Consider the following 25319-nt stretch of genomic DNA (forward strand, 5'->3'; position numbering starts at 1 on the left):
AGATGGCTGATATACCCCTTATACCAGCCCGAGTATGGGCTCGGTATTCTGCAGCATGGTGAGCATTGATCTTCGCGGGAGTGTGCTGTGTCTTCAATGGTATGGCGGTGTCTGGGGTTGTGGTTTGTCTGTATGTCTGCGCAAGCCGCCGTGTGGCAGGGGTTGTACCGAGCAGGGGCCGAGGTCAACAGTTTTCAGCCTTGCCCGGGCAATCTGGTCTATTGGCTGGATGGCAGTAGTGATGTGGCGCTGTCGTTACGGGAGTATGCACTCAAGTATACCCGGCGTCCCTATCAGCCCATCTACGTAGAGTTGGTCGGAGAACTCAGCGGCAAGCAACGTACTGGCGCGGCGGCAGGCTATGATGATGTGCTGCAGCTGCAGTCTGTTGAGGCTATCAGCCTGCAATTGCCGGAACCATGCCAACAATTGCCGCCGGAAGGATAGTGAAAGATAGCTATTTGGATAGTAAAAGGGCGCCACGAAGGCGCCCTCTTATATCGGGACCAACATCATTCGATATTGGCTTCCGCCGTCTCGGTTTTAGCTTCCACCCCTGCGCCGGCATGATCAGACACGGCCAAAGCTGGAGAGGCTTCACGGCGGATCAAGGCCATATAGAAACCATCAAAGCCGCTCTGGGCCGGGCTGACCACGCGTTCGCGTACCAGGGTGAACTCACCCGGATGGGCCTCGAGGAACTTGGCAACCTGATCCTGATTTTCACAGGGCAGGATACTGCAGGTGGCGTAGACCAGCTCGCCACCCGGCTTCACCATCTTGCTGTAACGGTTGAGAATGTCGGCCTGCAGGGCCATCAGGATCGGCAAACGCTCGGCCGCATCCCGCCACTTGGCATCCGGATTGCGTTTGAGCACGCCGAGGCCTGAGCAGGGAACATCCAGCAACAGCCGGTCGGCACTCTCCTTGAGGCGCTTGATGGTCTTGCTGGAGGTGATAAGGCGAGTTTCGATATTGTGCGCACCGGCACGGCGAGCCCGCTGTTTGAGGTTATCCAGCTTCCACTGTTCGACGTCCAGTGCCAGCAGTCGTCCCTTGCCTTGCATCAAGGCAGCCAGGTGCAGCGTTTTACCGCCTGCTCCAGCGCAGGCATCAATAACCCGCATACCCGGTTGTACATCGAGGAATTCGGCGATTTGCTGGGAGCCGGCATCTTGTTGCTCGAACCAGCCCTCCTGAAATGAGTCGGTACGAAACAGCGCGGCATCATTCAGTACTTCCAGCGCATTGGCAATGCCAGAAACCGGACGCACATTGACCCGCTCATTGAGTAACCGTTGAGTCAGGGTATTCTGATCGCACTTCAAGGTATTGACCCGCAGGAAGCGTTTGGGATGTTGGGTCAAAGCTCGCCGTTCGGCAGCCCAGCTTTCACCTAACTGCTCTTCGCCGAGGGCATCCAACCACTCCGGGCAGCCATCCCACAGAGCCGGCAGATTGCGCGCCGTGGCCTTGCGGCTTTCATAACTCTTGAGATTAAACAGACTGGCGGCCGGGCAGGGCGGCAGTGGCAGATTGTAGAACTGGTGCCAGACACAGAGCAGACTCCATCCCGCCACCGCCGCCTCATCCATGCTGACGCCAGCCAGTAGGGTGTAGAGGTTCAGGCGGCGCATCAGATCGCCGGTGACAAAGGCGATATTCGCCTGTTCTGTCGGTGCCAGACGCACCTCGGCAAATTGTCGGGCATAGGCACGGTCCAGGGTGGAACCATTACCCAGTACGTCGCTCAATACCGCCACGACCAGTTCGGCCTGGCGCAGGGTCAAGGAATTCTTCAGCATGATGACTCAACGGGAGGAGGGAAAACGGCTGCGATCATAGGGGTTAAGCGGTATAGACGCAACCCGCGCACCGGTTTCTGTTGTCGAATCAAGCCAGGTGTTGCTGGGCTGCGTCGCGCACTACTCTGGCGTGTACTTCTGGAGCCATGGATTAGTGCCAGCCGGTACCTGCAACTAGAGCCAGCGGCGGGTTCGGCGTTGATAGGCATAGTAATCAGATGTGAAGCGCTGCCGCAGTTGCTGCTCTTCCGTGCGGACTTGAAAGCGATCCAGATACCAGAAACACAGGGGTAACCCCATTAGGGCCAAACCATTGGCCAGGATCAGCGACCAGCCGAGTAGGAGTAACAGTAATGCCAGATACATGGGATTGCGGCTGAGCCGGTATACGCCGTGGGTGATCAGGGTGTGAGTCCGCTCCGGATGGCGAGGATCTACCGTGGTGCCAGCACGATGAAAGCTCCAGCTAGCCCAACAACTCAGTACCAGGCTGATAATCCCACAGCCAGCTGCCATACCCCAAGCGGCGTGCAGTGGTAATGGCAGTGCCGCTCCAGGCCAGAGATCAGCTACCAGACTCATGGCTCCGGCCGTGAGTAGAAAAATCAACGGTGGTGGTAGTCGAAACAGTAGCATGGTAGGAAACCCAGTCTGAAAGAGAGTCACTATCTTACTGGCTGATGGAGGGGCGAGCTAGTCTGCGGCCCAGCTTGGGGGGATGAGGAGGTGAGGGAAGGTGAGATAACGCCTTGAGATCAGAGGGGGCTCGGCGCAAAATGCCCCCAGGTTTGAAGAAGGAATAGCATGATGGATATTGCCGATCTGCGGCGGGAATACACCAAGGGCGGGTTGCATCGCGAGGATTTGCCGGTCAATCCGTTGGAGTTGTTTGAAACGTGGCTGCGTCAGGCCTGTGATGCCAAATTGCCGGATCCGACCGCCATGAGTGTGGCGACAGTTGATGGCTCCGGTCAGCCGTTTCAGCGGATCGTTCTGCTTAAGCACTATGATGAGCAAGGTTTTGTATTTTATACAAATCTGGGCAGCCGCAAGGCGCAGCATATCGCCAAGAATAACCAGGTGAGCCTGCTGTTTCCCTGGCATAACCTGGACCGTCAGGTGCATGTTACCGGGGTGGCCGAACCCTTGTCGCCGCTGGAAGTGGTGAAGTATTTCCACTCCCGGCCCAAAGACAGCCAGATCGCGGCCTGGGTGAGTCAACAATCGAGCCGTATTTCGGCACGCAGCATGCTGGAGTCCAAATTTATGGAGCTCAAGCAAAAATTTGCCAATGGCGAGATCCCGCTTCCCAGTTTCTGGGGGGGCTACCGGGTGCGTTTTGATAGCATCGAATTCTGGCAGGGTGGGGCGCACCGTCTGCATGATCGCTTCCTGTTTACCCGGATGGCGGATCTCTGGCACATTGATCGCCTGGCACCCTGAGCCCGCTGGCTGAATTCGGCTCTGGCTGCCTACACTGAAGGTGATGATAACAAGACAGGAGTCAATGATGGAGTGGCAGCGCTATGAGTTTAGGGTCTCGACCGATCCCCGGTTGTTGCAGTTGGCCGTGATCCACGATTTTCTGCGCCAGACCTATTGGGCCAAGGATATCTCCGAGGCTCAGGTTCGTAAGGCGCTGGACGGCGCCCTGTGCTTTGGCCTGTATCGGGATGAAGAACAAATCGGCCTGGCCCGAGTGATCACGGATCAGGCGACTTTTGCCTATTTGAGCGATGTGTTTGTGCTGGAGGCATTTCAGGGCCAGGGGCTTGGACAATGGCTGGTGAGTTGTATTCTGGCCCACCCTGAACTGCAAGGATTACGGCGCATCATGCTGGCGACTCAAGACGCTCACGGCTTGTACCGCAAGCTCGGTTTTAACGAGTTGTCGCAACCGGAGCAGATGATGGAAATCCGCAATTCGGCGCTCGGTCCCGAGCCGGAGAATCGTCTGAGTTAGAGGTCACATTGCATTTCCTACATAAAAACAGGAGGCCATTGGCCTCCTGTTTGTGCATTACCGTCTATATCGCCTGAGCGGGGTGACTGTGCTGTGAATTACAGCTCATCCACCAGTTTCACCGCCCGGCCGATGTAGTTGGCGGGGGTCAGCAATTTGAGCTCGGCCTTGACGTGTTCCGGCAATTCCAGGGTATCGATAAATTCCCGCATGCCCTGAGCATCCACACGGCGACCACGCGTCAGCTCCTTGAGTTTTTCATAGGGTTTCTCGATGCCGTAGCGGCGCATCACCGTCTGGATCGGTTCGGCCAGTACTTCCCAGTTGCTGTCGAGGTCGGCCGCCATGGCGGCTTCGTTGGCTTGCAACTTGGAGATGCCCTTTAGGGTGGCTTGATAGGCAATCAGCGAATAGCCGACCGCTACACCCAGGTTGCGCAGCACTGTACTGTCGGTCAGATCCCGTTGCCAACGACTGACCGGCAGTTTGGCAGCCAGGTGGTCAAACAGGGCATTGGCCAGACCCAGGTTGCCCTCGGAGTTTTCGAAGTCGATGGGGTTGACCTTGTGCGGCATGGTGGAGGAGCCGATTTCACCGGCAATGGTACGCTGCTTGAAGTGGCCTAAGCAGATGTAACCCCAGATATCCCGGTCAAAATCGAGCACTATGGTGTTGAAGCGAGCAATGGCATCAAATAGCTCGGCGATGTAGTCGTGCGGTTCGATCTGGGTGGTATAGGGGTTCCAGATCAGCCCCAATCCGGTGACGAACTGTTCGGAGAACGCATGCCAATCCACTTCCGGATAGGCGCTGATATGGGCGTTGTAGTTCCCCACGGCACCATTGATCTTGCCCAGGATCTCGACCGCCTTGATCTGCTTGACCTGGCGCTCCAGACGGTAGGCGACGTTGGCCATCTCCTTGCCCATGGTGGTCGGCGAGGCCGGTTGACCGTGGGTGCGGGACAGCAGCGGCATGTCCCGGTATTCGTGAGCCAAACGTTTTACTTCGGCGACCAATTTTTCACAATATGGCAGGATCACCTCTTCACGGGCAGTCTTGAGCATCAAGCCGTGGGAGTTGTTGTTGATGTCTTCCGAGGTACAGGCGAAGTGGATGAATTCGCTTACCGCGTGGAGTTCGGCATTCGCGGCGACTTTCTCTTTGAGGAAGTATTCCACTGCTTTGACATCGTGATTGGTGGTGCGTTCAATGGCCTTGATGCGACCGGCATCTTCTTCATTGAAGTCGGTGACAATGCTGTCGAGCAGGGCATTGGCAGCGGCGGATAAGGCCGGTACCTCGGGGATTCCGGGATGGCTGGCTAATTGTTGCAACCAACGAACCTCGACTTCTACGCGAAAGCGCAGCAGGCCGTATTCGGAGAAAATGGGGCGCAGGGCCGTACATTTGTCGCCATAACGACCATCGAGGGGGGAAACCGCTGTCAGTGCTGACAAGTCCATGGAATAAGCTCCTGAAATAGGGGTTTAGATTTGATTCAACATCGAACGTGCTGACGCCACCATTTTGCCTCGGGAGAAGAGGATATGGCGTCGGCGACCGCCGACCTGACGCCACAGGACTGTGGCGCGAATACCGGCCAGCAGCAGGGCGCGAACCTTGTGCTGGACCAGAGGTTGTTGCAGATACACCGGAGTGCCGGCGACCTGGATCCGCGGGCCAATCGGACTGATGTGCTCGCTGTAGATGCTGGCCAGATTGGCGAGGACCTGCTCATCCAGCAGATCGAAGTGATGCAGTTGACGCTTTACCTGACTGATGCGCTCGCCCAGCATATTGAGCACATCACGACGACCTGACAATTTACGCTCCAGGGCGATAAGGCTGACCACGTAGCGGGTTAACTCCGCGTTTTTCGGGCTGCTGCCATGGCCCAGTTGTTCAACGATGGCCTTGTAACCCTCTTTGAGGTTGGCTTCTCCGAAGACATCCTGGGGCGACTCCGGGTCGGTAACCAGGATACCGGTTAAAGTTTGGCGGAGGCTTGCATCATCACAAGTACCGGTGCGTGACACCTGCTGCACCAGATGGGCCGCTTGGCAAATAGCGGCAAAAGCCATGGTCCGTATCGCTTGTTTATCGCTCATCTTCACTCCTGATGACGAAAACGTTGTTCGATGATGCCGCCACCCAGACAGACTTCGCCCTGATAGAAGACGGCGGATTGTCCCGGGGTTACGGCAGCTTGTGGCGTGGCAAAAATCACCCGGATGGTCTGGTCATCCAGAGGTTCCACGCGACAGGGAAGATCTTGCTGGCGATAGCGGGTCTTGACGGTACAGTCAAACGCTTCACGGATGGGTTGGCGATCCACCCAGTGCAGTTGACTGGCGATTAACCCATCGGAGTAGAGACGCGGATGTTCGTAGCCCTGAGCGACAACCAGAACGTTGCGTTCGACATCTTTATCCACCACGTACCAGGGGTTATCACCGGCGTCTTTCATGCCGCCAATACCCAGGCCCTTGCGCTGGCCCAGAGTGTGATACATCAGCCCCTGGTGTTCACCAATGATCTGGCCATCGACGGTTTCAATAGGGCCTGGCTGTGCCGGTAAAAACTTGGCCAGGAAATCCTTGAATTTACGCTCGCCGATAAAACAGATGCCGGTGCTGTCCTTCTTCTTGGCGGTGATCAGATCCAGCTGCTCGGCAATGCGCCGGACTTCCGGTTTTTCCAGATCTCCGACCGGAAACAGGCTCTGGCCGACTTGCTGTTCGCTCAGGGTATAGAGGAAATAGCTCTGATCCTTGTTGCTATCCAGACCGCGCAGCAGACGAGGTTTACCGGTACTGTCATCGCGGCGCACATAATGACCAGTGGCAATATAGCGGGCACCAAGCTCTTCGGCGGCAAATTCCAGGAAGGCCTTAAACTTGATCTCTTTGTTACAGAGGATATCCGGATTTGGCGTGCGTCCGGCTTTGTATTCGGCAAGAAACAGCTCGAATACGTTATCCCAGTATTCTGCGGCGAAATTGATGGTATGCAGCTCGATCCCCAGCTTGTCACACACGGCTTGGGCATCGGCCAAATCCTGAGCGGCGGAGCAGTATTCGTCCGTGTCATCCTCTTCCCAGTTCTTCATGAACAGGCCTTCTACCTGGTACCCCTGTTGTTGCAGCAGGTAGGCGGAAACTGAGGAGTCAACACCGCCGGACATACCGACGATCACCTTGATTTGGCTCTTATCTGTCATCTAATTGGCTATGGTTGCAAAAAACTGTGCGCATTGTAACAGAAAGGGGGGGCAACGATCACGCCGGCAAACACGCAAAACCTCAGTTCTTCTGTTCCGGTCCCCGCGAGCGGTATGGGTTACCTGCTGGACGTCCCGAACGATTTGGATTTTGCACCCGGCGGCGGTCTTTCAGGCTAGATAGTGGCAGACGTACACCTTCTAAGTAGTCCTCCAGACACTCCAGCACTAACGGACTACGCAGCTTATGACCCAAGGCGCGGATTTCCTGCTCAGTCAGCCAATGACAGGCAATAATATCGTTATCGGGATCCTGGGGCAGGTGGGCGCCGGGATCCCGGGTCAGTTCGCAATAAAAGCAAAAGCGCAGATAGGTGAGCTTGCGATAGGGGCTGGAATAAATATAGGTTCCCAGCCAGCCATCGGGGCGTAGCGTTAAGCCGGTTTCTTCCTGTATCTCGCGACAGGCGGCCTCAATCAGATTCTCGCCGGCTTCCAGATGTCCTGCCGGTTGATTGAAAACCTGATGGCCATGATCCCGCTCTTCGACCAGCAAGAATCGATCTTGCCAGCGGATAACGGCGGCGACAGTCACGTTGGGACGAAATCTCATATTGGATTACTTCTTCTTTCACTGAAGTCTTGACGATCATGACGACACATCAAGTGCTGATACAATAGTCATTGCCGAGGGTGCCAGCCAAGATCCTTGCGTCGGATCCTGATGTTCGATCCAGACCCGAGCCGTTAACATAAAACGGCGCGACCTATGTTAACAAATTGCAATCACCTTCGATATCGAGGTGGTGCAGGAGCGTGATGGCGGTTTGCTTATAACATCGGTTGGGCTAAGATGACCGGCAGTATATTGACACTATGATAACAACCGGAAGTTAGGAGACACTGATGGAAAGTAAAGTCGTCGTACCCAGTGAAGGTCAGAAAATTACTCTGGACGCCAATGGCAAATTGGTAGTGCCGAATCACCCGATCATTCCTTTCATCGAAGGTGATGGTATTGGTGTGGACGTCACCCCGCCGATGATCAAGGTGGTGGATGCTGCCGTTGCCAAGGCTTATAACGGCGAACGCAAGATCTCCTGGATGGAAATCTACACCGGTGAAAAATCCACTCAGCTATATGGTCCGGATGTCTGGTTGCCTGCCGAAACTCTGGATCTGATCCGCGAATACCATGTCGCCATCAAGGGGCCGCTGACCACGCCAGTCGGTGGTGGTATCCGTTCTTTGAACGTAGCCCTGCGTCAAGAGCTGGATCTGTACATCTGCTTGCGTCCGGTGCGTTACTACGAAGGGACTCCGAGTCCGGTGAAACGCCCCGAACTGACCGACATGGTGATCTTCCGTGAAAATGCTGAAGATATTTATGCGGGTATCGAGTGGAAGGCTGATTCTGCCGAAGCCAAGAAAGTCATCGATTTCCTGCGTACCGAAATGGGTGTGAAGAAAATCCGCTTCCCGGAAAACTGTGGTATTGGTATCAAACCTATGTCGGCAGCCGGTACCCAGCGTCTGGTGCGTGCCGCTATTGAATACGCAATCGATAACGATCGTGAGTCCGTGACGCTGGTTCACAAGGGCAACATCATGAAGTTCACCGAAGGTGCCTTCAAGGATTGGGGCTATCAACTGGCTCGTGAAGAATTTGGTGCCGAGTTGATCGATGGCGGTCCATGGTGTCAATTCAAGAATCCCAAGACCGGCAAGACCATTGTGGTCAAGGATGTCATTGCCGATGCCTTCTTGCAGCAAATTCTGCTGCGTCCGGCGGAATATGATGTCATTGCCTGTATGAATCTCAACGGCGATTACATCTCTGACGCTCTGGCGGCTCAGGTTGGTGGTATCGGTATTGCACCGGGTGCCAACATCGGTGATGGCGTGGCCCTGTTTGAAGCGACCCATGGTACTGCACCCAAGTACGCCGGTCAGGATAAGGTGAACCCGGGTTCTCTAATCCTCTCTGCGGAAATGATGTTGCGCCATATGGGTTGGGTGGAAGCGGCCGATCTGATCATCAAAGGCATGGAAGCTGCCATTCGTAACAAGACAGTAACCTATGACTTTGAACGCTTGATGGAAGGCGCCACTCTGCGCAAGTGTTCCGAGTTTGCGGACGATATGATTGCCCAGATGTGATGTCTTATAGCGGCGGGAAACTACCGCTTTTTCCCTACAAATGAAAAGCGGGCTTTCGGCCCGCTTTTTTCATGCTCAAATGGGGTGTTACGAGCTCAGGATTCTTGTGCCCCGGTCGGTACTATGCTCACCGCATGGTACCCCTTGGGACCTGCCTGCATCTCAAAATGAACACTCTGGCCTGCTTTCAAGGTCTTGTATCCATTCATATCGATAGTGGAGTAGTGGGCGAAAATATCGTCTCCACCGCCTTCCGGGCAAATAAACCCAAATCCTTTTGCGTTGTTAAACCACTTCACCGTTCCGGTAGCCATACGCCTACGTCCTTAATCAAAAACACCTTAAAGCCGTTGAGTCAGTAACCAAGGCCATTTATAACTGAGGGGGTACCTCGAGGAATTGATGGGATTGGTCACCAAAGAACCAATCTAGTGTGAAAAATCGCCAAGTCAAGCCTTGGATTCATTGTGTGCCTAGGTGCGCATGTTATAAAAAGTTGTAAATCAAATGTGATATTGACAATGCCCGTGGTCAGGGTAGTAATTAAGTGTAAGGGTCGTGTTTATGGGTAAGTTTAAGGAAGCCGCCTCACCGCAGCATCAGGAGTCCGCAGACACTGCTACAGTGTTGCAACCACCTTCGATGTATAAAGTGGTGCTTAACAATGACGACTACACGCCGATGGATTTTGTGGTAGAGATTTTGCAGAAGTTTTTTCGGATGAATCTGGAGCAAGCAACAGAAGTCATGCTCGCAGTGCATTACCAGGGAAAGGGGGTATGTGGTATCTACACTGCGGAGATTGCAGAGACCAAGGTGGCACAGGTCAACGAGTATGCACGGGAAAACCTGCATCCTTTGTTGTGTACCATGGAGCAGGCTTGAGTATCCCATTACAGAGCGAATTCAGTATTCTCGGGGGGAGGTGCCCATGCTGAGTAAAGAACTAGAACAAACTCTGAACCTTGCGTTCAAAGATGCCCGTGATGCCCATCATGAGTTCATGACGGTGGAGCATTTGTTATTAGCTTTGCTGGATAATCATTCTGCCAAGGATGCATTGACGGCATGTGGCGCCAATCTGGAACAATTGCGCAAGGATATTACCGGGTTTATCCAGCAAACGACTCCGCTGATCCCGAAAGATGATTTTGAACGTGAGACTCAACCCACCTTGGGATTTCAACGAGTATTACAGCGAGCTGTATTCCATGTGCAGTCCTCAGGGAACAGCGAGGTCAGCGGGGCCAATGTTCTGGTGGCCATATTCAGTGAGCAAGAATCACAAGCTGCCTATTTCCTGAAAAAATCCGATATCAGCCGTCTGGATGTGGTGAATTTTCTCTCCCACGGTATCCGCAAGGACAATCATCTGGGAGATGAATTGCGGGGTTCCTCGCCGGGAGCAAGCCATTCTGCAGACGGAGACGGTTCGGGCGAAGAATCCGGCTCCATCCAGATGGAACAGTTTGTCACCAATCTGAACCAGCGGGTTCTGGAAGGCAAAATTGATCCGTTGATTGGTCGCGATGATGAAGTTAATCGCACCGTGCAGATCCTCTGTCGCCGTCGTAAAAATAATCCGCTGCTGGTTGGTGAGGCAGGGGTAGGGAAGACTGCTATCGCCGAAGGACTGGCCTACCGGATCGTTAAAGGCGATGTTCCAGAAGTTATTGCCAATAATGTTATTTATTCTCTGGATATGGGCTCCTTGCTGGCTGGCACTAAATATCGGGGCGACTTTGAAAAACGCTTCAAAGTGCTCCTCAAACAGCTGGAGAAACAGGAAGGTGCGGTTCTTTTCATCGACGAGATCCATACCATCATAGGTGCAGGCGCTGCCTCCGGCGGTCAACTGGATGCGGCTAACCTGATCAAACCGATCCTCTCTGCCGGTTTGCTGCGCTGCATCGGCTCAACTACCTATCAGGAATATTCCCAGGTCTTTGAAAAAGATCATGCGCTGGCCCGTCGTTTCCAGAAGATCGATGTGCTGGAGCCATCGGTGGACGATACGACACGTATCTTGATGGGGCTCAAGAGTCGCTATGAGGCTCATCATAACGTGCGCTATACCGCCAAAGCTTTGCGTGCGGCTGCAGAGTTAGCCGCCAAGTACATCAATGATCGTCACTTGCCGGACAAGGCCATTGATGTGATTGATGAGGCGGGTGCCAGCCAGCGGATGTTGCCGGTCAGCCGGCGCAAGAAGGTGATCAATGTTGGTGAAATTGAATCGATCGTCGCCAAGATCGCCCGGATCCCTGAAAAATCGGTTTCCTCTTCCGATCGGGAAGTGTTGAGGAACCTCGAACGCAACCTGAAGCTGGTGGTGTTTGGTCAGGATCGCGCCATTGATGTGTTGACGGATGCTATTCGTCTGAGCCGTTCTGGTTTGGGTAATGAGCGCAAACCGGTAGGTTCCTTCCTGTTTGCGGGTCCAACCGGGGTTGGTAAGACGGAAGTCACGCTGCAGTTGGCCAAGGCGATGGGCGTTGAATTGTTGCGTTTTGACATGTCTGAATACATGGAGCGTCATACGGTTTCACGCCTGATTGGTGCACCGCCGGGATATGTGGGCTTTGAACAGGGAGGGTTATTGACCGATGCCGTCATCAAGCATCCTCATTGTGTGGTGTTGCTGGACGAAATCGAAAAGGCGCACTCGGATGTCTTTAATCTGCTGTTGCAGGTGATGGATAACGGCAGTTTGACCGATAACAATGGCCGCAAGGCGGACTTTCGGAATGTGATCTTGGTGATGACGACCAACGCCGGTGTTCAGGAAACTCAGCGCAAGTCCATTGGCTTCCAGCAACAGGATCACAGTTTCGATGCGATGTCGGAAATCAACCGTACCTTCAGTCCGGAATTCCGTAATCGGCTGGATCATATTATCTGGTTCAACCAACTGGATATGGTGGTGATTCATCAGGTTGTCGATAAATTCGTGGTTGAGTTGCAGGTTCAGCTGGATGCCAAGGGTGTCTCTTTGGAAATCACGTCTGCCGCACGTAACTGGCTGGCCGAGAAGGGATATGACAAGGCGATGGGCGCGCGACCGATGGCCCGCTTAATCCAGGACAAACTCAAGAAGCCATTAGCAAACGAGTTGTTATTTGGTGAGTTGGTGGGTGGTGGCTCAGTCCGCGTTGATCTGCAGGAGGATGAATTGAAGTTCGACATCCAGTCTGCACACCAACCGGTTGAGGCTGTTAATTAGGCAATAAAAAGCTCAGCCCCCAGCATCTGCTGGGGGCTGAAATGATTTTTCCCGGGCTTATCGAGAGCGGAAAACGATGCGGCCTTTAGACAGGTCGTAAGGGGTGAGCTGCACTGTGACTTTGTCACCAGTCAGGATGCGGATGTAGTTTTTGCGCATCTTTCCGGAAATATGGGCAATAACCACATGACCGTTTTCCAATTCAACCCGAAACATAGTGTTAGGCAGGGTTTCCAGGATGGTACCTTGCATCTCAATACTGTCTTCTTTAGACATTTAATCCTCGTGATAGCCACTATAAAAAACGTGCGGATCATGCCGGATTTAGCTCGCTGTGTAAAGTTTACTCCTCGTTTGCCGTGCTAGTTTTCCATTCGTGACCACACAACAACTCGTGAGGGTGGAAGCGGGTCTTGTATTTCATCTTGCGACAGGCATCTACCTGGTAGCCCAGATAGAGCCACTTACGGTTCATGCGCCGGGCTAAATCCAGTTGAGAGAGAACGGCATGGGTCCCCAGGGAGCGGTCTGCGTGCTCCGGAGCGAAGAAGGTGTACATAGCACTCAGACTGTGCGGGAGCGGATCGGTTATTGCCAGCGCAATCAGATGCTGATCCAGTCGAAATTCCAGATAGTAGGGTTGGAGCCAGTCGCAGAGTAAAAAGTTGTCGTATTGATTCCGCGTGGCGGGAAACATACTGCCGTCAAAATGCCGCTCGTTGATATAGCGAGCAAATAGGTCGTAATACTCGGGTTTATCTTGCGTACTCAATACCATGTGCACATCGCGATTGAGCTGGCGGATCCGCTTTTGACTGCGGGAGGGGGTAAATTGTGCCACCGGGATCCGCAGTGAGCGGCAGGCTTCACAATGTTGACAATGAGGACGATACAGGTCGTTGCCACTGCGTCGGAAGCCGGCGACCAGCAGATTTTCGTACCCAGCCGGATTTCTGAACTTGTCTTCCAGCAGCACCATCAGCCGCTCGGATTCTCCCGGCAGGTAGCTACAGCTGTGTTCCGGTGTCAGACCAATTCGTAACGCTAATTCTGTCATAAGGCTACCTGCTGGCGCTTCCAGCAATCAGGAGTTACGGATTGGGAACGCAATTGATGCAATCGCTGGATGAAGGCAGCTCTGGGCCACTCTTCAGCACCCAACGAGAGTAGATGCTCAGTTTGCATCTGGCAGTCAATTAATTCACCACCACTATGACTAAAATGTCGACATAGTGCGACCAGCGCGAGCTTTGACCCATCTGCTTGTCGTGAAAACATCGATTCACCACAGAATAACCGTCCAACCGAAATTCCGTACAGGCCGCCAACCATCTCGTCACCCTGCCAGACTTCAACCGAGTGGGCATGGCCTGCGGCATGCAGTTGGGCATAGCTCGCCATCAGTTCTTCGTGGATCCAGGTGTCGTAACAGTCACGGCGCGGGGCGGCACAAGCCGCAACGACGGCCATAAAATCACGATTGATCCAGACTGCGACATCCTGCTTGCGGATACGTTTCTGCAGGCTGCGGCTGATGTGTAGATTACTTGGCTGGAGAACCCCTCGCGGATCCGGCGACCACCAGAGGATGGGTTGATGGGCGCCATACCAAGGGAAAATGCCATTGTGGTATGCTTGCAGCAAACGAGCAGGCATCAAATCGCCGCCAATCGCCAACAGTCCATTGGGTTCGTGCAACGCCGAATGCGGCTGGGGGAACCATAGCGATCCCGGCTCTAACTGCGCCAGCGACCTAGACATAGATGCAGGATACCTTCATGAATGAGTACAGGCTGATCATAACGATAGTGCTGCTGCTTGTCACCGTAGTGGGTGTTCAAGCGGCTCCATACCAACGGAATGTTGCCAGGCCCGTCAATCAGGTGGTATTTGGTAAAATCGATTCGGTCAGGAATATTACCCAGACTCAAGTGGTGGAGTCTGAATATAACGGTTGGAAAACCTTGGGTGGTGCCGTACTAGGGGGCTTGGTCGGTAATCAGTTCGGTAGCGGTCACGGCCGGGAGATAGCGACTGCGGTGGGGGCCTTGGTCGGTGCGGGTGCCACGCAGGCTTGGACGCAACCCCAGAGCCGGGAATATCAACTGGTGGAACTCCTCATTCGTGATGAGAAGGGCAAGCTGATCAATGTGATACAAGATTATGATCCGGCTATGGTGTTCATGGCCGGGGACCCGGTCCGGATCCTCTATTTCGATGACGGTGTGCGGGTCGATAAAACCTTCTAAGGCGGTGTCAAACGTGCGGACAAGAAAAAGGCACACCAAGGTGTGCCTTTGTCAAATTGCGCTTTTTTAGCGTTGACTGTCCAGATAGCGCTCGGCATCTAGCGCAGCCATACACCCTGTGCCAGCCGAAGTAATGGCTTGACGGTAAATATGATCCGCAACATCGCCTGCGGCAAACACACCTTCCACACTGGTCTGGGTGGCGAAACCATCACTGCCGCCTTTGACCTTCAGATAGCCGTCTTTCATCTCCAGCTGATCTTGGAAGATCGCAGTATTCGGGCTATGACCAATCGCGATGAATACACCCATGACGTCGACTTCGGAGACTGAACCATCTTTCGTGCTGCGCAACCGGACCCCGGTCACACCCATCTCATCACCCAGGACTTCATCCAGAGTCTGGTTCAGGTGCAGCTTGATGATGCCTTGTTCAACCTTGTCGTGCAGACGCTGGATCAGGATTTTTTCCGAACGGAATTCATCACGGCGATGAACGAGATGAACCTCGGAAGCAATATTCGCCAAATAGAGAGCTTCTTCGACGGCGGTATTACCACCACCGATGACCGCCACTTTCTGTTTGCGATAGAAGAAACCGTCGCAGGTGGCACAGGCGGAGACCCCCTTGCCCTTGAAGGCCTCTTCGGATTCCAAGCCCAGGTAACGAGCAGAGGCGCCAGTTGCGATGATCAGCGCATCACAGCTGTATTCGCCACTGTCACCGCTCAGGCGAAACGGTTTTTGCTGCAGGTTGACACTATGGATATGGTCAAAGACCATCTCGGTATTGAAATGCTCGGCGTGAGCTTTCATCCGCTCCATCAGGCCAGGCCCCGTCAAGCCTTCGGCATCACCGGGCCAGTTTTCGACTTCGGTGGTGGTGGTGAGCTGGCCGCCTTGCTGCATGCCAGTCAGCAGAACAGGATTGAGGTTCGCCCGGGCGGCATAGACGGCTGCTGTGTAGCCAGCGGGGCCTGATCCCAGGATCAAAAGCTTGGCGTGCTTGATTTGACTCATGCTCGAATTCTCCAGTAAATGACCCATCGATTCTAGGTAAAGGGGGGCAGGGGGTAAAGATCGATAATTCGATTGGGGCAATCGATTTTTCCAACATCAGTCGGGCCGCGCTGGAGCTCATACCGCTTTTCCGGGATTGGGCGACAAGTAGAAAAGCATTTCATGCGGCGATTTGTCGTTGCCCGGCCCCCTGTTCCTCGGTATCTGGTGTGACCTCTTGGTGGAGTATGCTGCTTTATGCCATTCATCAAGCCAATTCTCTTGAATAATATGCATAAATATGGCAATTGTTAGTTCTGTAGCGTAGCGAGGGAAGGAGTGTTTCTGCTGTCTTACTCCGCCTCTTTCCCATAAACCCTGCCAGACGATGCTAGTGCATCGGGTTGCAGCCGGTGTTTATGGCGGTTTGAAAGCCAGATATGTTGTTTTATTCACCACTGAGTAGTGGATAATTATGCTTCATTGCTGTATTTTTATACCGATTTTGGCTGCATACAACGCTTGAATATTGTTATTATAATGTTATACCCAAATATTATAATTTTGAATGTCGGGCGTAGATTGACATTAATTGCTGGTGTGAATATAAATTCACCAGGTCTTGCTCTAAAAGTTTGTCAAAGGATGGAATAATATGCTGGAAGAGAACAGTCGGCTGAGAGACTTGGACCGGATTGACCGCAATATTCTGAATGAGCTGCAGAAGGATGGCAGAATTTCGAATGTTGAATTGTCCAAGCGTGTGGGCTTGAGTCCAACTCCCTGCCTGGAACGTGTGCGCCGCCTGGAACGCCAGGGTTTTATCGAAGGCTACACGGCAATCCTCAATCCGCATTTTCTGGATGCTTCATTGTTGGTGTTTGTCGAGATTACCCTGAATCGGGGGGCTCCGGATGTCTTCGAACAATTCAACAAAGCGGTGCAAACCCTGGAAGAGATCCAGGAGTGTCATCTGGTCTCAGGAGACTTTGACTATCTGTTGAAGACCCGGGTATCGGATATGTCGGCCTATCGTCGTCTGCTGGGCGAGACCTTGTTGCGTTTGCCGGGTGTTAATGACACGCGAACCTATGTGGTCATGGAAGAAGTCAAGCAGAGTAATCGCCTGGTGATCAGCACCAAGTGATGCAGATCTGACGCTCACTGAACTTCATGTATAGATATCCAGCAAATGAGCGGCCTGCCGCTCATTTCTTATTTGCATTTGTGCGACCTCTCCCGAGTATAATGTCGCGGCTTGGCACCGCCGTCAGCGACGGTGGCCAGCCCAGGTTTAATTATTCTAAAAAAGGAGTCGGGGTTTGACGGCTAGCAACAAGTTCACACCTATTTCCGGGTTTCAGCGCATTTTCGAAACAGGGCTCATTGTCCTGAGCGTTGGCGCTCTTTTCTTATTGCTGGCCCTATTGACTTATCATCCTGCTGATCCGGGCTGGTCTCAGACCGCATGGGGCGGAAAGGTACACAATGCCGCCGGCAGTGCCGGTGCCTGGATCGCCGATCTCACCTTCTTTGTCTTTGGTATCTTTGCCTACCTGATCCCGGCTGTGTTGGTGTTTTTAGGCTGGAGTATTTTCTGGCGTCCCTACCGCTTGCTCGAGGTTGATTACCTGGCCTTGGGCTTGCGCATTCTCGGTTTCCTGGTGCTGTTCCTGTCGATGTCGGCGTTGGGAAGCATGAACTTTACCGATATCTATAACTTCTCCTCCGGTGGTCTGATCGGCGACATGATCTATACCAGCATCCTGCCGGTGCTGGGCGATCTGGGTAGTACGCTGGTCTTGTTGTGCTGCATTGCTGCCGGTATCACGCTGTTTACCGGTTGGTCGTGGATCATGATCGTCGAGAAGATGGGGGAGTGCATAACCGGCTCCGGTCATTTCTTTGTGACCTTGCCGAGCCGTATTGCGGGTTGGTTTGCTCGTAAGGCAGGCTATCAGCCGATCTCCGATCCAGATGCATTTGACGATGATGACGATGATCTGCCCGTTGTGATCAAGCCTGTGGTTGCAGCCAGTGAACCGGTAGCCAAAGCCCCTCGTTTTTCCTTCAACCGCCGTCCTGCTCCTGAACCCGAGCTGGATGATGACGATGAAGATGATGGCTTCGATGAGCCCTATATCGCCAGCCCATCGGTCACGGCAACCACGGGTCGCCGTGAGCCGGTGATGAATTTTTCTGCGACACAAGCGCCTGCATCAACAACCGTTGTGGCCCCATCATCGGCCATGCAAGCTGCCGTCACTGCACCGCTTGTGAACAGAGCGGCCCCACAGGCTCCAGTGATGACGGCAGTGGATGACGATGATGAGGAGGAGCTGACCTTGCCATGGGACAACTCGGCACAGGCTGCAGTTCCTGCTGTTGTCCCTGCGGTTGCGCAAACCGCATTGCCCCAGTCACTGGCCTCGGCATTGGCGGCGATCAAGCCCAAGCCGAAGGTGGAAGGGGAGCTGCCTTCAGTGAATTTGCTGAATACCCCGCCGGTGAAGACCCAGATGATGTCTGCGGATGAACTGGAGCGGATGGCCCGGCTGGTAGAAGCCAAGCTGGCGGATTACAACGTTCAGGCTCGGGTGGTCGGTTGTTATCCGGGCCCTGTGATTACCCGATTCGAACTCGACCTGGCTCCCGGGATGAAAGCCAGCAAAATTACCAGCTTGTCCCGTGACTTGGCCCGTTCTCTCTCGGCGGTCAGTGTGCGGGTGGTCGAGGTAATTCCCGGCAAGCCCTACGTGGGCATTGAGTTACCGAATGCCAAGCGCCAGACCGTGTATATGAAAGAGGTCCTGGATTGCGATCGTTTCCGCAGTGCCGAAAGCCCGTTGACTATGGTGTTGGGCCAGGATATCGCAGGTGATCCTGTGGTGGTCAATCTGGCCAAGATGCCGCACCTGCTGGTGGCTGGCACCACCGGCTCCGGTAAGTCGGTGGGGGTCAATGTGATGATCCTCTCCATGCTCTACAAGGCCACACCGGAAGAGCTGCGCTTTATCATGATCGACCCCAAAATGCTGGAGTTGTCGGTCTATGAAGGTATTCCGCACCTGCTGACCGAAGTGGTCACCGATATGAAAGATGCCGCCAATGCCCTGCGCTGGTGTGTCGGAGAGATGGAGCGGCGTTACAAGTTGATGTCGGTTATGGGCGTGCGTAATCTCAAGGGCTACAACACCAAGGTTTCCGCAGCCCATGCCAGCGGCAATCCGATCAAGGATCCGTTCTGGAAGCCGGGTGATACCTTTGATGCTATTGCACCAGACTTGGAAAAATTGCCGCAGATCGTGGTGGTCATCGATGAATTTGCCGACATGATGATGATCGTCGGCAAGAAGGTGGAAGAGCTGATTGCGCGTATTGCCCAGAAGGCGCGGGCCGCAGGTATTCACTTGATTCTGGCGACACAACGCCCCTCGGTGGATGTGATTACCGGCCTCATCAAGGCCAATATCCCGACCCGGATTTCGTTCCAGGTTTCTTCCAAGATTGACTCCCGAACCATCCTGGATCAGCAAGGTGCGGAGTCGCTGCTGGGGATGGGGGATATGCTTTATTTACCCGCGGGCGACAGTACTCCGACCCGCGTTCACGGTGCCTTTGTCGATGATGATGAAGTCCACAAGGTGGTCGCGGATTGGAAGTTACGTGGTGAGCCGAACTACATTGAGGAAATTCTCAGCGGTGAGATGACCAGTGATACCCTGTTACCGGGCGAACAGAATGCCGGTAGCGATGAGGAGCTGGATCCTCTGTTCGACGAAGCGGTGGCATTTGTGGTGGAGTCCCGTCGGGGCTCGACCTCCAGTGTGCAGCGCCGTTTCAAGATTGGTTACAACCGTGCGGCACGGATCATTGATCAGATGGAGATGCAGGGCATCGTCAGTCCGCCCGGAAGCAACGGTCAGCGTGACGTATTGGCGCCAGCACCGATGCGCGATTAATGCCGATGTGTGATGAATAGCATTAGCCTGATTCAATCGACCAAGGGAAGAGGATCCACGATGAAGTTTTATAACCGTGTAGCGGTGACCCTGATGTTGGTGGCGACCTCGGTGATGGCCGATGATGCCGGAGAGCTGAAGGCCAAACTGGCTAGTGTGAAGTTGTTTTCTGCCCATTTTGAACAGACGGTGTTCGATATTGAAGGCAAGAAGTTGCAGCAATCATCGGGTGAGATGCTGGTCTCGCGGCCGGATCGTTTCCGCTGGGATACCAAGCAACCGGATGAAAACCTGATTGTTTCTGATGGATCCGATGTCTGGTTATACGATCCCTTCGTCGAGCAGGTTTCGGTGATGAAGTTGGCGACTGCGGTGCAAAATACTCCATTCCTGCTGATCACCAGCAGCGATCCCAAGCTGTGGGAGCGCTACGAAATTCTTAAAGAGGACGACAGCTTTACTGTCACCAGCAAGCAGAAGAACCAGCGCATCGAGTCATTGCGCATCGTGTTTGATGGCAAATCACAAATCAGCCGCTTCGAAGTCAATGAGGCTCAAGGACAACGCAGCGAATTCCAGCTGAGTCAGGTCAACCAGCATCCGGCGGTCCAGGCGCAGACCTTCCGCTTTACGATTCCGGATGGTGTCACTCTCGACGATCAACGCTGATGAGTACCCTGTCACTGGATTTTTCCGCTGATTTCCGACCTCTGGCCGCCCGTATGCGGCCAGAGTGCTTTGAGCACTATATCGGGCAGGAACATCTGCTGGCCCCGGGCAAGCCGTTGCGTCGTGCCATCGAAGCCGGGCATTGCCATTCCATGATCCTCTGGGGGCCACCGGGCACCGGTAAAACTACCTTGGCGGAGCTGATGGCGCATTATTGCCAGGCTGAGGTGGAGCGGGTGTCTGCGGTCACCTCCGGGGTCAAGGAGATCCGGGCTGCCATCGACAAGGCGCGGGATAACAAATTTCGCGGCGTGCGCACCTTGTTGTTTGTCGATGAAGTCCATCGCTTCAACAAGAGCCAGCAAGATGCCTTCTTGCCCCATATCGAAGATGGCACCATCACGTTTATCGGTGCTACTACCGAGAATCCCTCGTTTGAACTGAATAACGCCTTGCTCTCCCGGGCTCGGGTCTATCTGCTCAAGCGGCTGGATGAGACCGCCATCGAAGCCATCATCCGTCAGGCACTGACCGATCCCCGGGGTCTGGCCCATGAGCCGCTGGAGTTTGCCGAAGGAGTGCTACAGGCACTGGTGCAACTGGTGGATGGCGACGGTCGCAAGGCGCTGAATTATCTGGAGCTGCTCAATGACATGGTCGAGGAGCTGGATGGCCGCAAGCTGATTGACAGGCGCTTGCTCGCCGAGGTGACCGGTGAGCGAATGGCCCGGTTTGATAATCAGGGCGACGTCTATTACGACCTGATCTCCGCGGTTCACAAATCGATCCGGGGTTCTTCTCCCCAGGCGGCTCTTTACTGGTATGCCCGCATCGTGGCGGCCGGTGGCGATCCGCTGTATGTGGCGCGCCGCTTGCTGGCGATAGCCTCCGAAGATGTAGGCAATGCCGACCCACGAGCGATGCAGGTGGCGTTGGCCGCTTGGGATTGTTTTACCCGGGTTGGTCCTGCCGAAGGGGAGCGCGCTATCGCCCAGGCCATCGTCTATCTGGCCTGTGCGCCGAAGAGTAATGCTGTCTATGTCGCCTGGAAGGCGGCGTTGCAGGATGCCAAGCAGCTCTCCGATTACGAAGTGCCGGCCCATCTGCGCAATGCGCCGACCCGCTTGATGAGTGAGCTGGGTTATGGGGCCGAGTATCGCTATGCCCATGATGAGCCGGGTGCTTATGCCGCCGGGGAGTGCTTCTTGCCGCCGGAGCTGGCTGATCGGCAGTACTACCACCCCAGCGATCGGGGGCTGGAAAAGCAGATTGCCCAGAAGCTGGCGTACCTGGCCGAGCTGGATGCCCAAAGCCCGCGCAAGCGCTATCGCTGATCGATACTCAGGCGTCGTATGGTACGAAAGCCTAATGAACCCTTGGCGCAAGGAATCCTGGTGCCGACCATGACAGGCAGCGGCGGATTTTGATAGACTCGTTGCCAACTAAAAGTTTGTCTTTGCCTTGACCCGAGCCACCGCCTTCTGTTGTGTGGCGCGCGAGTTAACCCGGCATCGGTAAGCTCTCTTTCATTACCAAGTAATAACTACAAGCAGGTCAGACATGTTAGATCCCAAATACTTGCGCGCTGATATCATCGAAGCGGCAGAACGGTTGGCTGCCCGGGGGTTCACTCTGGATGTGGCTCGTATCAATGGCCTGGAAGAGCAACGCAAGACGTTGCAAACCCGGACCCAGGAGTTGCAAGCCGAGCGTAATGCCCGTTCCAAGGCCATCGGTGACGCCAAGCGTCGCGGCGAAGATGTCGCACCGCTGATGGCGCAGGTAGGTGAGTTGGGCTCCGAGCTGGACGACTGCAAACGCAAACAGGATGAAGTACTGGCCGAGCTTGAAGCCCTGGCTCTGGCTATTCCGAACCTGCCCCATGACTCGGTGCCCGCCGGTAAGGATGAGAGCGATAACGTCGAAGTTCGCCGCTGGGGTACGCCGCGTCAATTCGAATTCGAACCCAAGGATCATGTGGCCCTGGGGGAAGGCGTCAAAGGCATCGATTTTGCCACCGCCACCAAGATTTCCGGCTCCCGCTTTGTGGTGATGCAGGGACAGATTGCCCGCATGCACCGTGCGCTGGCGCAATTCATGCTCGACTTGCATACCCAGCAACACGGCTATACCGAATGCTACGTGCCTTATCTAGTCAATGCCGACAGCTTGCAGGGTACCGGTCAGCTGCCGAAGTTCTATAACGATCTGTTCCATACCGCGATCACCGGCGAAGGCGACGAAGAGGGCAAGGTCAAGAAGTTCTCCCTGATCCCGACCGCGGAAGTGCCGCTCACCAATATCGTGCGCGATACCATCACCGACGAAAAAGATCTGCCCCTGAAGCTGACGGCGCACAGCCCTTGCTTCCGCTCCGAAGCGGGCTCTTACGGTCGCGATACCCGGGGTCTGATCCGTATGCATCAGTTCGACAAGGTCGAGATGGTACAACTGGTGAGCCCTGAAACCTCCTGGGATGCCCTCGAAGAGATGGTGGGCCATGCCGAGAAGGTGCTGCAATTGCTGGAACTGCCGTATCGGGTGATTACCCTGTGTACCGGTGACATGGGTTTCTCGGCCGCCAAGACCTACGATCTGGAAGTCTGGCTGCCGGCGCAGAATACCTATCGCGAGATCTCCTCCTGCTCCAACTGTGCCGATTTCCAGGCGCGCCGGATGCAAGCTCGGGTACGGGGCGCCGACGGCAAGCCAACGCTGCTGCACACCCTGAACGGTTCCGGTTTGGCCGTGGGACGTACTCTAGTGGCTGTGCTGGAAAACTACCAGCAGGCCGATGGACGCATTGAAGTCCCGAACGTGTTGCGCCCCTACATGGGCGGTCTGACCCACATCGGGTAAGTGATAACATCGGGGCCGCTTATGCGGCCCCGATTCGTTTTCCAAGCTGCGTAGCACCGCTTTTTCACAAGCAATGCGCAATCGTTTTTGCTAGAATGCGCCGCAATTTTAGCGGCCCGTGGAGTGTCTGTGGTCTGGATTGATTTCGCTATCCTGGCTGTGATCGGCTTGTCTTCACTCATCAGCCTGATCCGTGGCTTCGTCAAGGAAGCCCTCTCATTGTTGACCTGGTTTGCGGCGTTTTTTGTGGCCAGCAACTTCTACGGCGATCTGGCCGTATTCTTCACATCCATCTCCGATTCGCTGATCCGCAATGGTGTGGCCATTGTGGTGTTGTTTGTTGCCACCCTGATCCTGGGCTCTATCGTCAACTATGTGATTGCGACTCTGGTCGACAAGACCGGGCTCTCGGGTACCGATCGCATGCTGGGCATCTGTTTTGGCGCTATCCGCGGCGTGTTGATTGTCAGCGCCCTGCTATTTTTTATGGACACCTTTACCAGCGCGCACAGCGCGGTGTGGTGGCAAAAATCCGTCCTCATTCCGGAATTTGGTGTGGTCGTGAACTGGTTTTTCGAGTTCATGAAAAGCTCATCAAGTTTCATTAAATGATCCGTTTTATTCAGTAACTAGTGACCTCGAGGTAACAAGGACATGTGTGGTATCGTCGGTATAGTGGGCACCACCCCGGTTAATCAGGCCCTTTATGATGCGTTGACCGTGTTGCAACACCGTGGCCAGGATGCCGCTGGCATCGTGACCATCGCAGATGGGAATTTCAAACAACGCAAGGCAAATGGTCTGGTCAAGGATGTGTTCGAGATCCGGCACATGCAGCGATTGAAAGGCAACATGGGCATTGGCCATGTCCGCTATCCCACCGCAGGCAGCTCCAGCGCCGCGGAAGCCCAACCCTTCTATGTCAACTCGCCGTTTGGCATCACGCTGGCGCACAACGGTAACCTGACCAACGCCAAGGAGCTGCGTGAACAGCAAAGCAAACTGGCCCGCCGTCACATCAACACCACCTCTGATTCTGAAGTGTTGTTAAACGTTTTCGCGCACGAGCTGGAACGTGCCGTGGATATGCCACTGCGTCCGGATGATGTATTTGCTGCTGTGAGCCGTGTGCATCGTCAGGTGCGCGGTGCTTATGCCGTGGTGGCGCTCATCATCGGTCATGGCATGGTCGCGTTCCGCGATCCGAACGGGATCCGCCCCTTGGTGCTGGGGCGTCGTCTGAATGACGATGGAACTCAGGAGTACATGGTGGCCTCCGAAAGCGTGGCGCTGGATATCCTGGGCTTCGAGCTGATGCGCGATGTGGCGCCTGGTGAGGCGATCTACATCAGCCAGGACGGTGAGCTGACCAGCCGTCAATGTGCCGATAATCCCAAACTGTGTCCTTGTATCTTCGAATACGTCTATTTTGCCCGTCCGGACTCTTTCATCGATCAGGTCTCTGTCTATGCCGCGCGCGTGCATATGGGACAGAAGCTGGGTGAGAAGATCAAACGGGAATGGGCTGATCTGGATATCGATGTTGTCATCCCGATCCCGGAAACCTCCTGTGATATCGCTCTGGAGATCGCCCAGCGCCTGAACAAACCCTACCGTCAGGGCTTTGTGAAGAACCGCTACATTGGCCGTACCTTCATCATGCCGGGTCAAACCCAGCGCAAGAAGTCCGTGCGCAGCAAGCTCAATGCGATTTCCTCCGAGTTCAAGGGTAAGAAGGTACTGCTGGTGGATGACTCCATCGTGCGTGGTACCACCTCAGGCCAGATCATCGATATGGCTCGTGAAGCCGGTGCGGCCAAGGTCTATTTTGCCTCGGCGGCTCCCGAGATCCGTTTCCCGAACGTCTATGGCATCGACATGCCGACCAGCAACGAGCTGATCGCCTATGGCCGCGATGTCAGCGAAATCTGCACCATGATCCGGGCTGATGGCCTGATCTTCCAGGATCTGGCGGATCTGGAAGCGGCTGTTCGTGAAGGCAATCCGGCTCTGACCCAGTTTGAGACCTCGGTATTCAGCGGCCAGTATGTCACCGGCGATGTGGATCAAGCCTACCTCGACTTCCTGAATTCCCTGCGCAACGATGATGCCAAGGCGGTTCGCGAGTGGAACGAAGGGGTTGCCGATCTGGAGATGTATAACGGCGAGAACTAAGGTTCTTGGCTTTACATCAGGGGATACGAGAA

General features: G+C 54.5%; 25 protein-coding genes. 14 read left to right on the forward strand and 11 right to left on the reverse strand.

Annotated elements, in window-relative coordinates; all coding sequences use genetic code 11:
* The first annotated feature begins 87 nt into the window (after nt 1-87).
* A complete protein-coding gene (locus ACZYUB_RS09235) occupies nt 88-447 on the forward strand; it encodes a hypothetical protein (RefSeq protein WP_463947324.1) in 360 nt (119 codons plus the stop codon).
* A gap of 65 nt (nt 448-512) precedes the next feature.
* Here ACZYUB_RS09235 and ACZYUB_RS09240 read toward each other — a convergent pair whose 3' ends face one another.
* The gene (locus ACZYUB_RS09240; RefSeq protein ID WP_463947326.1) at nt 513-1805 is read right to left on the reverse strand and encodes an RsmB/NOP family class I SAM-dependent RNA methyltransferase; all 1293 of its coding nucleotides are present in this window, start codon (nt 1803-1805) and stop codon (nt 513-515) included.
* 174 nt (nt 1806-1979) lie between these two features.
* Complete coding sequence (locus ACZYUB_RS09245; protein ID WP_463947328.1) at nt 1980-2387, reverse strand: methyltransferase family protein; 408 nt, start codon at nt 2385-2387, stop codon at nt 1980-1982.
* A 222-nt stretch (nt 2388-2609) separates the two neighbouring features.
* Between ACZYUB_RS09245 and pdxH the strand changes: the two genes are divergently transcribed.
* Both pdxH and ACZYUB_RS09255 read left to right on the forward strand, forming a co-directional pair.
* Nucleotides 2610-3248, forward strand: coding sequence for a pyridoxamine 5'-phosphate oxidase (pdxH, locus tag ACZYUB_RS09250; RefSeq protein WP_463947330.1), 639 nt, complete (start codon nt 2610-2612; stop codon nt 3246-3248).
* 64 nt (nt 3249-3312) lie between these two features.
* Entirely contained in the window at nt 3313-3768 is a 456-nt protein-coding gene (locus tag ACZYUB_RS09255) for a GNAT family N-acetyltransferase (protein WP_463947332.1), read from the forward strand.
* 98 nt (nt 3769-3866) lie between these two features.
* On the opposite strand, the gene purB is transcribed toward ACZYUB_RS09255, so the two are convergent.
* From purB to ACZYUB_RS09275, 4 genes are all read right to left on the reverse strand, one after another.
* The gene (purB, locus tag ACZYUB_RS09260) at nt 3867-5234 is read right to left on the reverse strand and encodes an adenylosuccinate lyase (protein ID WP_463947334.1); all 1368 of its coding nucleotides are present in this window, start codon (nt 5232-5234) and stop codon (nt 3867-3869) included.
* A gap of 24 nt (nt 5235-5258) precedes the next feature.
* Nucleotides 5259-5879 carry a high frequency lysogenization protein HflD gene (gene hflD / locus ACZYUB_RS09265; RefSeq protein ID WP_463947336.1) on the reverse strand — a complete coding sequence of 207 codons (621 nt, stop codon included), beginning with the start codon at nt 5877-5879 and terminating at the stop codon, nt 5259-5261.
* Between the two features lie 2 nt (nt 5880-5881).
* Nucleotides 5882-6991 carry a tRNA 2-thiouridine(34) synthase MnmA gene (mnmA, locus tag ACZYUB_RS09270; RefSeq protein WP_463947338.1) on the reverse strand — a complete coding sequence of 370 codons (1110 nt, stop codon included), beginning with the start codon at nt 6989-6991 and terminating at the stop codon, nt 5882-5884.
* Between the two features lie 82 nt (nt 6992-7073).
* Nucleotides 7074-7604, reverse strand: a complete 531-nt coding sequence (locus tag ACZYUB_RS09275; protein ID WP_463947340.1) for an NUDIX hydrolase — start codon at nt 7602-7604, stop codon at nt 7074-7076.
* Between the two features lie 293 nt (nt 7605-7897).
* On the opposite strand from ACZYUB_RS09275, the gene icd reads away from it, so the two are divergent.
* Nucleotides 7898-9151 carry an NADP-dependent isocitrate dehydrogenase gene (gene icd / locus ACZYUB_RS09280; protein ID WP_463947342.1) on the forward strand — a complete coding sequence of 418 codons (1254 nt, stop codon included), beginning with the start codon at nt 7898-7900 and terminating at the stop codon, nt 9149-9151.
* Between the two features lie 95 nt (nt 9152-9246).
* Here the strand turns inward: icd and cspD are convergent, their stop codons facing one another.
* Nucleotides 9247-9465 carry a cold shock domain-containing protein CspD gene (cspD, locus tag ACZYUB_RS09285; RefSeq protein WP_463947344.1) on the reverse strand — a complete coding sequence of 73 codons (219 nt, stop codon included), beginning with the start codon at nt 9463-9465 and terminating at the stop codon, nt 9247-9249.
* A gap of 250 nt (nt 9466-9715) precedes the next feature.
* Between cspD and clpS the strand changes: the two genes are divergently transcribed.
* Nucleotides 9716-10036 (forward strand): ATP-dependent Clp protease adapter ClpS, encoded by a 321-nt coding sequence (gene clpS, locus ACZYUB_RS09290; protein ID WP_463947346.1) that lies wholly within the window; start codon nt 9716-9718, stop codon nt 10034-10036.
* A 46-nt stretch (nt 10037-10082) separates the two neighbouring features.
* Nucleotides 10083-12374 (forward strand): ATP-dependent Clp protease ATP-binding subunit ClpA, encoded by a 2292-nt coding sequence (clpA, locus tag ACZYUB_RS09295; RefSeq protein ID WP_463947348.1) that lies wholly within the window; start codon nt 10083-10085, stop codon nt 12372-12374.
* 57 nt (nt 12375-12431) lie between these two features.
* Here the strand turns inward: clpA and infA are convergent, their stop codons facing one another.
* From infA to aat, 3 genes are all read right to left on the reverse strand, one after another.
* Nucleotides 12432-12650 (reverse strand): translation initiation factor IF-1, encoded by a 219-nt coding sequence (gene infA, locus ACZYUB_RS09300; protein ID WP_460884534.1) that lies wholly within the window; start codon nt 12648-12650, stop codon nt 12432-12434.
* 67 nt (nt 12651-12717) lie between these two features.
* Nucleotides 12718-13431, reverse strand: a complete 714-nt coding sequence (locus ACZYUB_RS09305) for an arginyltransferase (protein WP_463947350.1) — start codon at nt 13429-13431, stop codon at nt 12718-12720.
* Complete coding sequence (aat, locus tag ACZYUB_RS09310) at nt 13428-14135, reverse strand: leucyl/phenylalanyl-tRNA--protein transferase (protein ID WP_463947352.1); 708 nt, start codon at nt 14133-14135, stop codon at nt 13428-13430. The genes ACZYUB_RS09305 and aat overlap by 4 nt, the downstream gene beginning before the upstream one ends.
* Nucleotides 14136-14152: 17 nt before the next feature.
* Here aat and ACZYUB_RS09315 point away from each other — a divergent pair, with 17 nt between their 5' ends.
* Complete coding sequence (locus ACZYUB_RS09315) at nt 14153-14623, forward strand: outer membrane lipoprotein (RefSeq protein WP_463947354.1); 471 nt, start codon at nt 14153-14155, stop codon at nt 14621-14623.
* Between the two features lie 66 nt (nt 14624-14689).
* On the opposite strand, the gene trxB is transcribed toward ACZYUB_RS09315, so the two are convergent.
* Nucleotides 14690-15643: a thioredoxin-disulfide reductase gene (gene trxB / locus ACZYUB_RS09320; protein WP_463947355.1), complete on the reverse strand. Its 954-nt coding sequence runs from the start codon at nt 15641-15643 to the stop codon at nt 14690-14692.
* A gap of 634 nt (nt 15644-16277) precedes the next feature.
* Here trxB and lrp point away from each other — a divergent pair.
* The 7 genes from lrp (at nt 16278) to purF (ending at nt 25287) form a co-directional block, all read left to right on the forward strand.
* Nucleotides 16278-16769 carry a leucine-responsive transcriptional regulator Lrp gene (lrp, locus tag ACZYUB_RS09325; RefSeq protein ID WP_463947357.1) on the forward strand — a complete coding sequence of 164 codons (492 nt, stop codon included), beginning with the start codon at nt 16278-16280 and terminating at the stop codon, nt 16767-16769.
* Nucleotides 16770-16944: 175 nt separating this feature from the next.
* A complete protein-coding gene (locus ACZYUB_RS09330) occupies nt 16945-19584 on the forward strand; it encodes a DNA translocase FtsK (RefSeq protein WP_463947359.1) in 2640 nt (879 codons plus the stop codon).
* A gap of 60 nt (nt 19585-19644) precedes the next feature.
* Nucleotides 19645-20253 carry an outer membrane lipoprotein periplasmic chaperone LolA gene (gene lolA / locus ACZYUB_RS09335; RefSeq protein ID WP_463947361.1) on the forward strand — a complete coding sequence of 203 codons (609 nt, stop codon included), beginning with the start codon at nt 19645-19647 and terminating at the stop codon, nt 20251-20253.
* Nucleotides 20253-21587: a replication-associated recombination protein A gene (locus ACZYUB_RS09340; protein ID WP_463947363.1), complete on the forward strand. Its 1335-nt coding sequence runs from the start codon at nt 20253-20255 to the stop codon at nt 21585-21587. Before lolA ends, ACZYUB_RS09340 begins: the two co-directional genes overlap by 1 nt.
* A 226-nt stretch (nt 21588-21813) precedes the next feature.
* Nucleotides 21814-23112 carry a serine--tRNA ligase gene (gene serS / locus ACZYUB_RS09345; RefSeq protein ID WP_463947365.1) on the forward strand — a complete coding sequence of 433 codons (1299 nt, stop codon included), beginning with the start codon at nt 21814-21816 and terminating at the stop codon, nt 23110-23112.
* 129 nt (nt 23113-23241) lie between these two features.
* On the forward strand, nt 23242-23724 hold the full coding sequence (locus tag ACZYUB_RS09350) for a CvpA family protein (protein WP_460883385.1): 483 nt from the start codon (nt 23242-23244) through the stop codon (nt 23722-23724).
* Nucleotides 23725-23766: 42 nt separating this feature from the next.
* Entirely contained in the window at nt 23767-25287 is a 1521-nt protein-coding gene (gene purF, locus ACZYUB_RS09355) for an amidophosphoribosyltransferase (RefSeq protein ID WP_463947367.1), read from the forward strand.
* Nucleotides 25288-25319: the final 32 nt, after the last annotated feature.

This window comes from Pseudaeromonas sp. HNCC25DJ182, assembly GCF_055413365.1.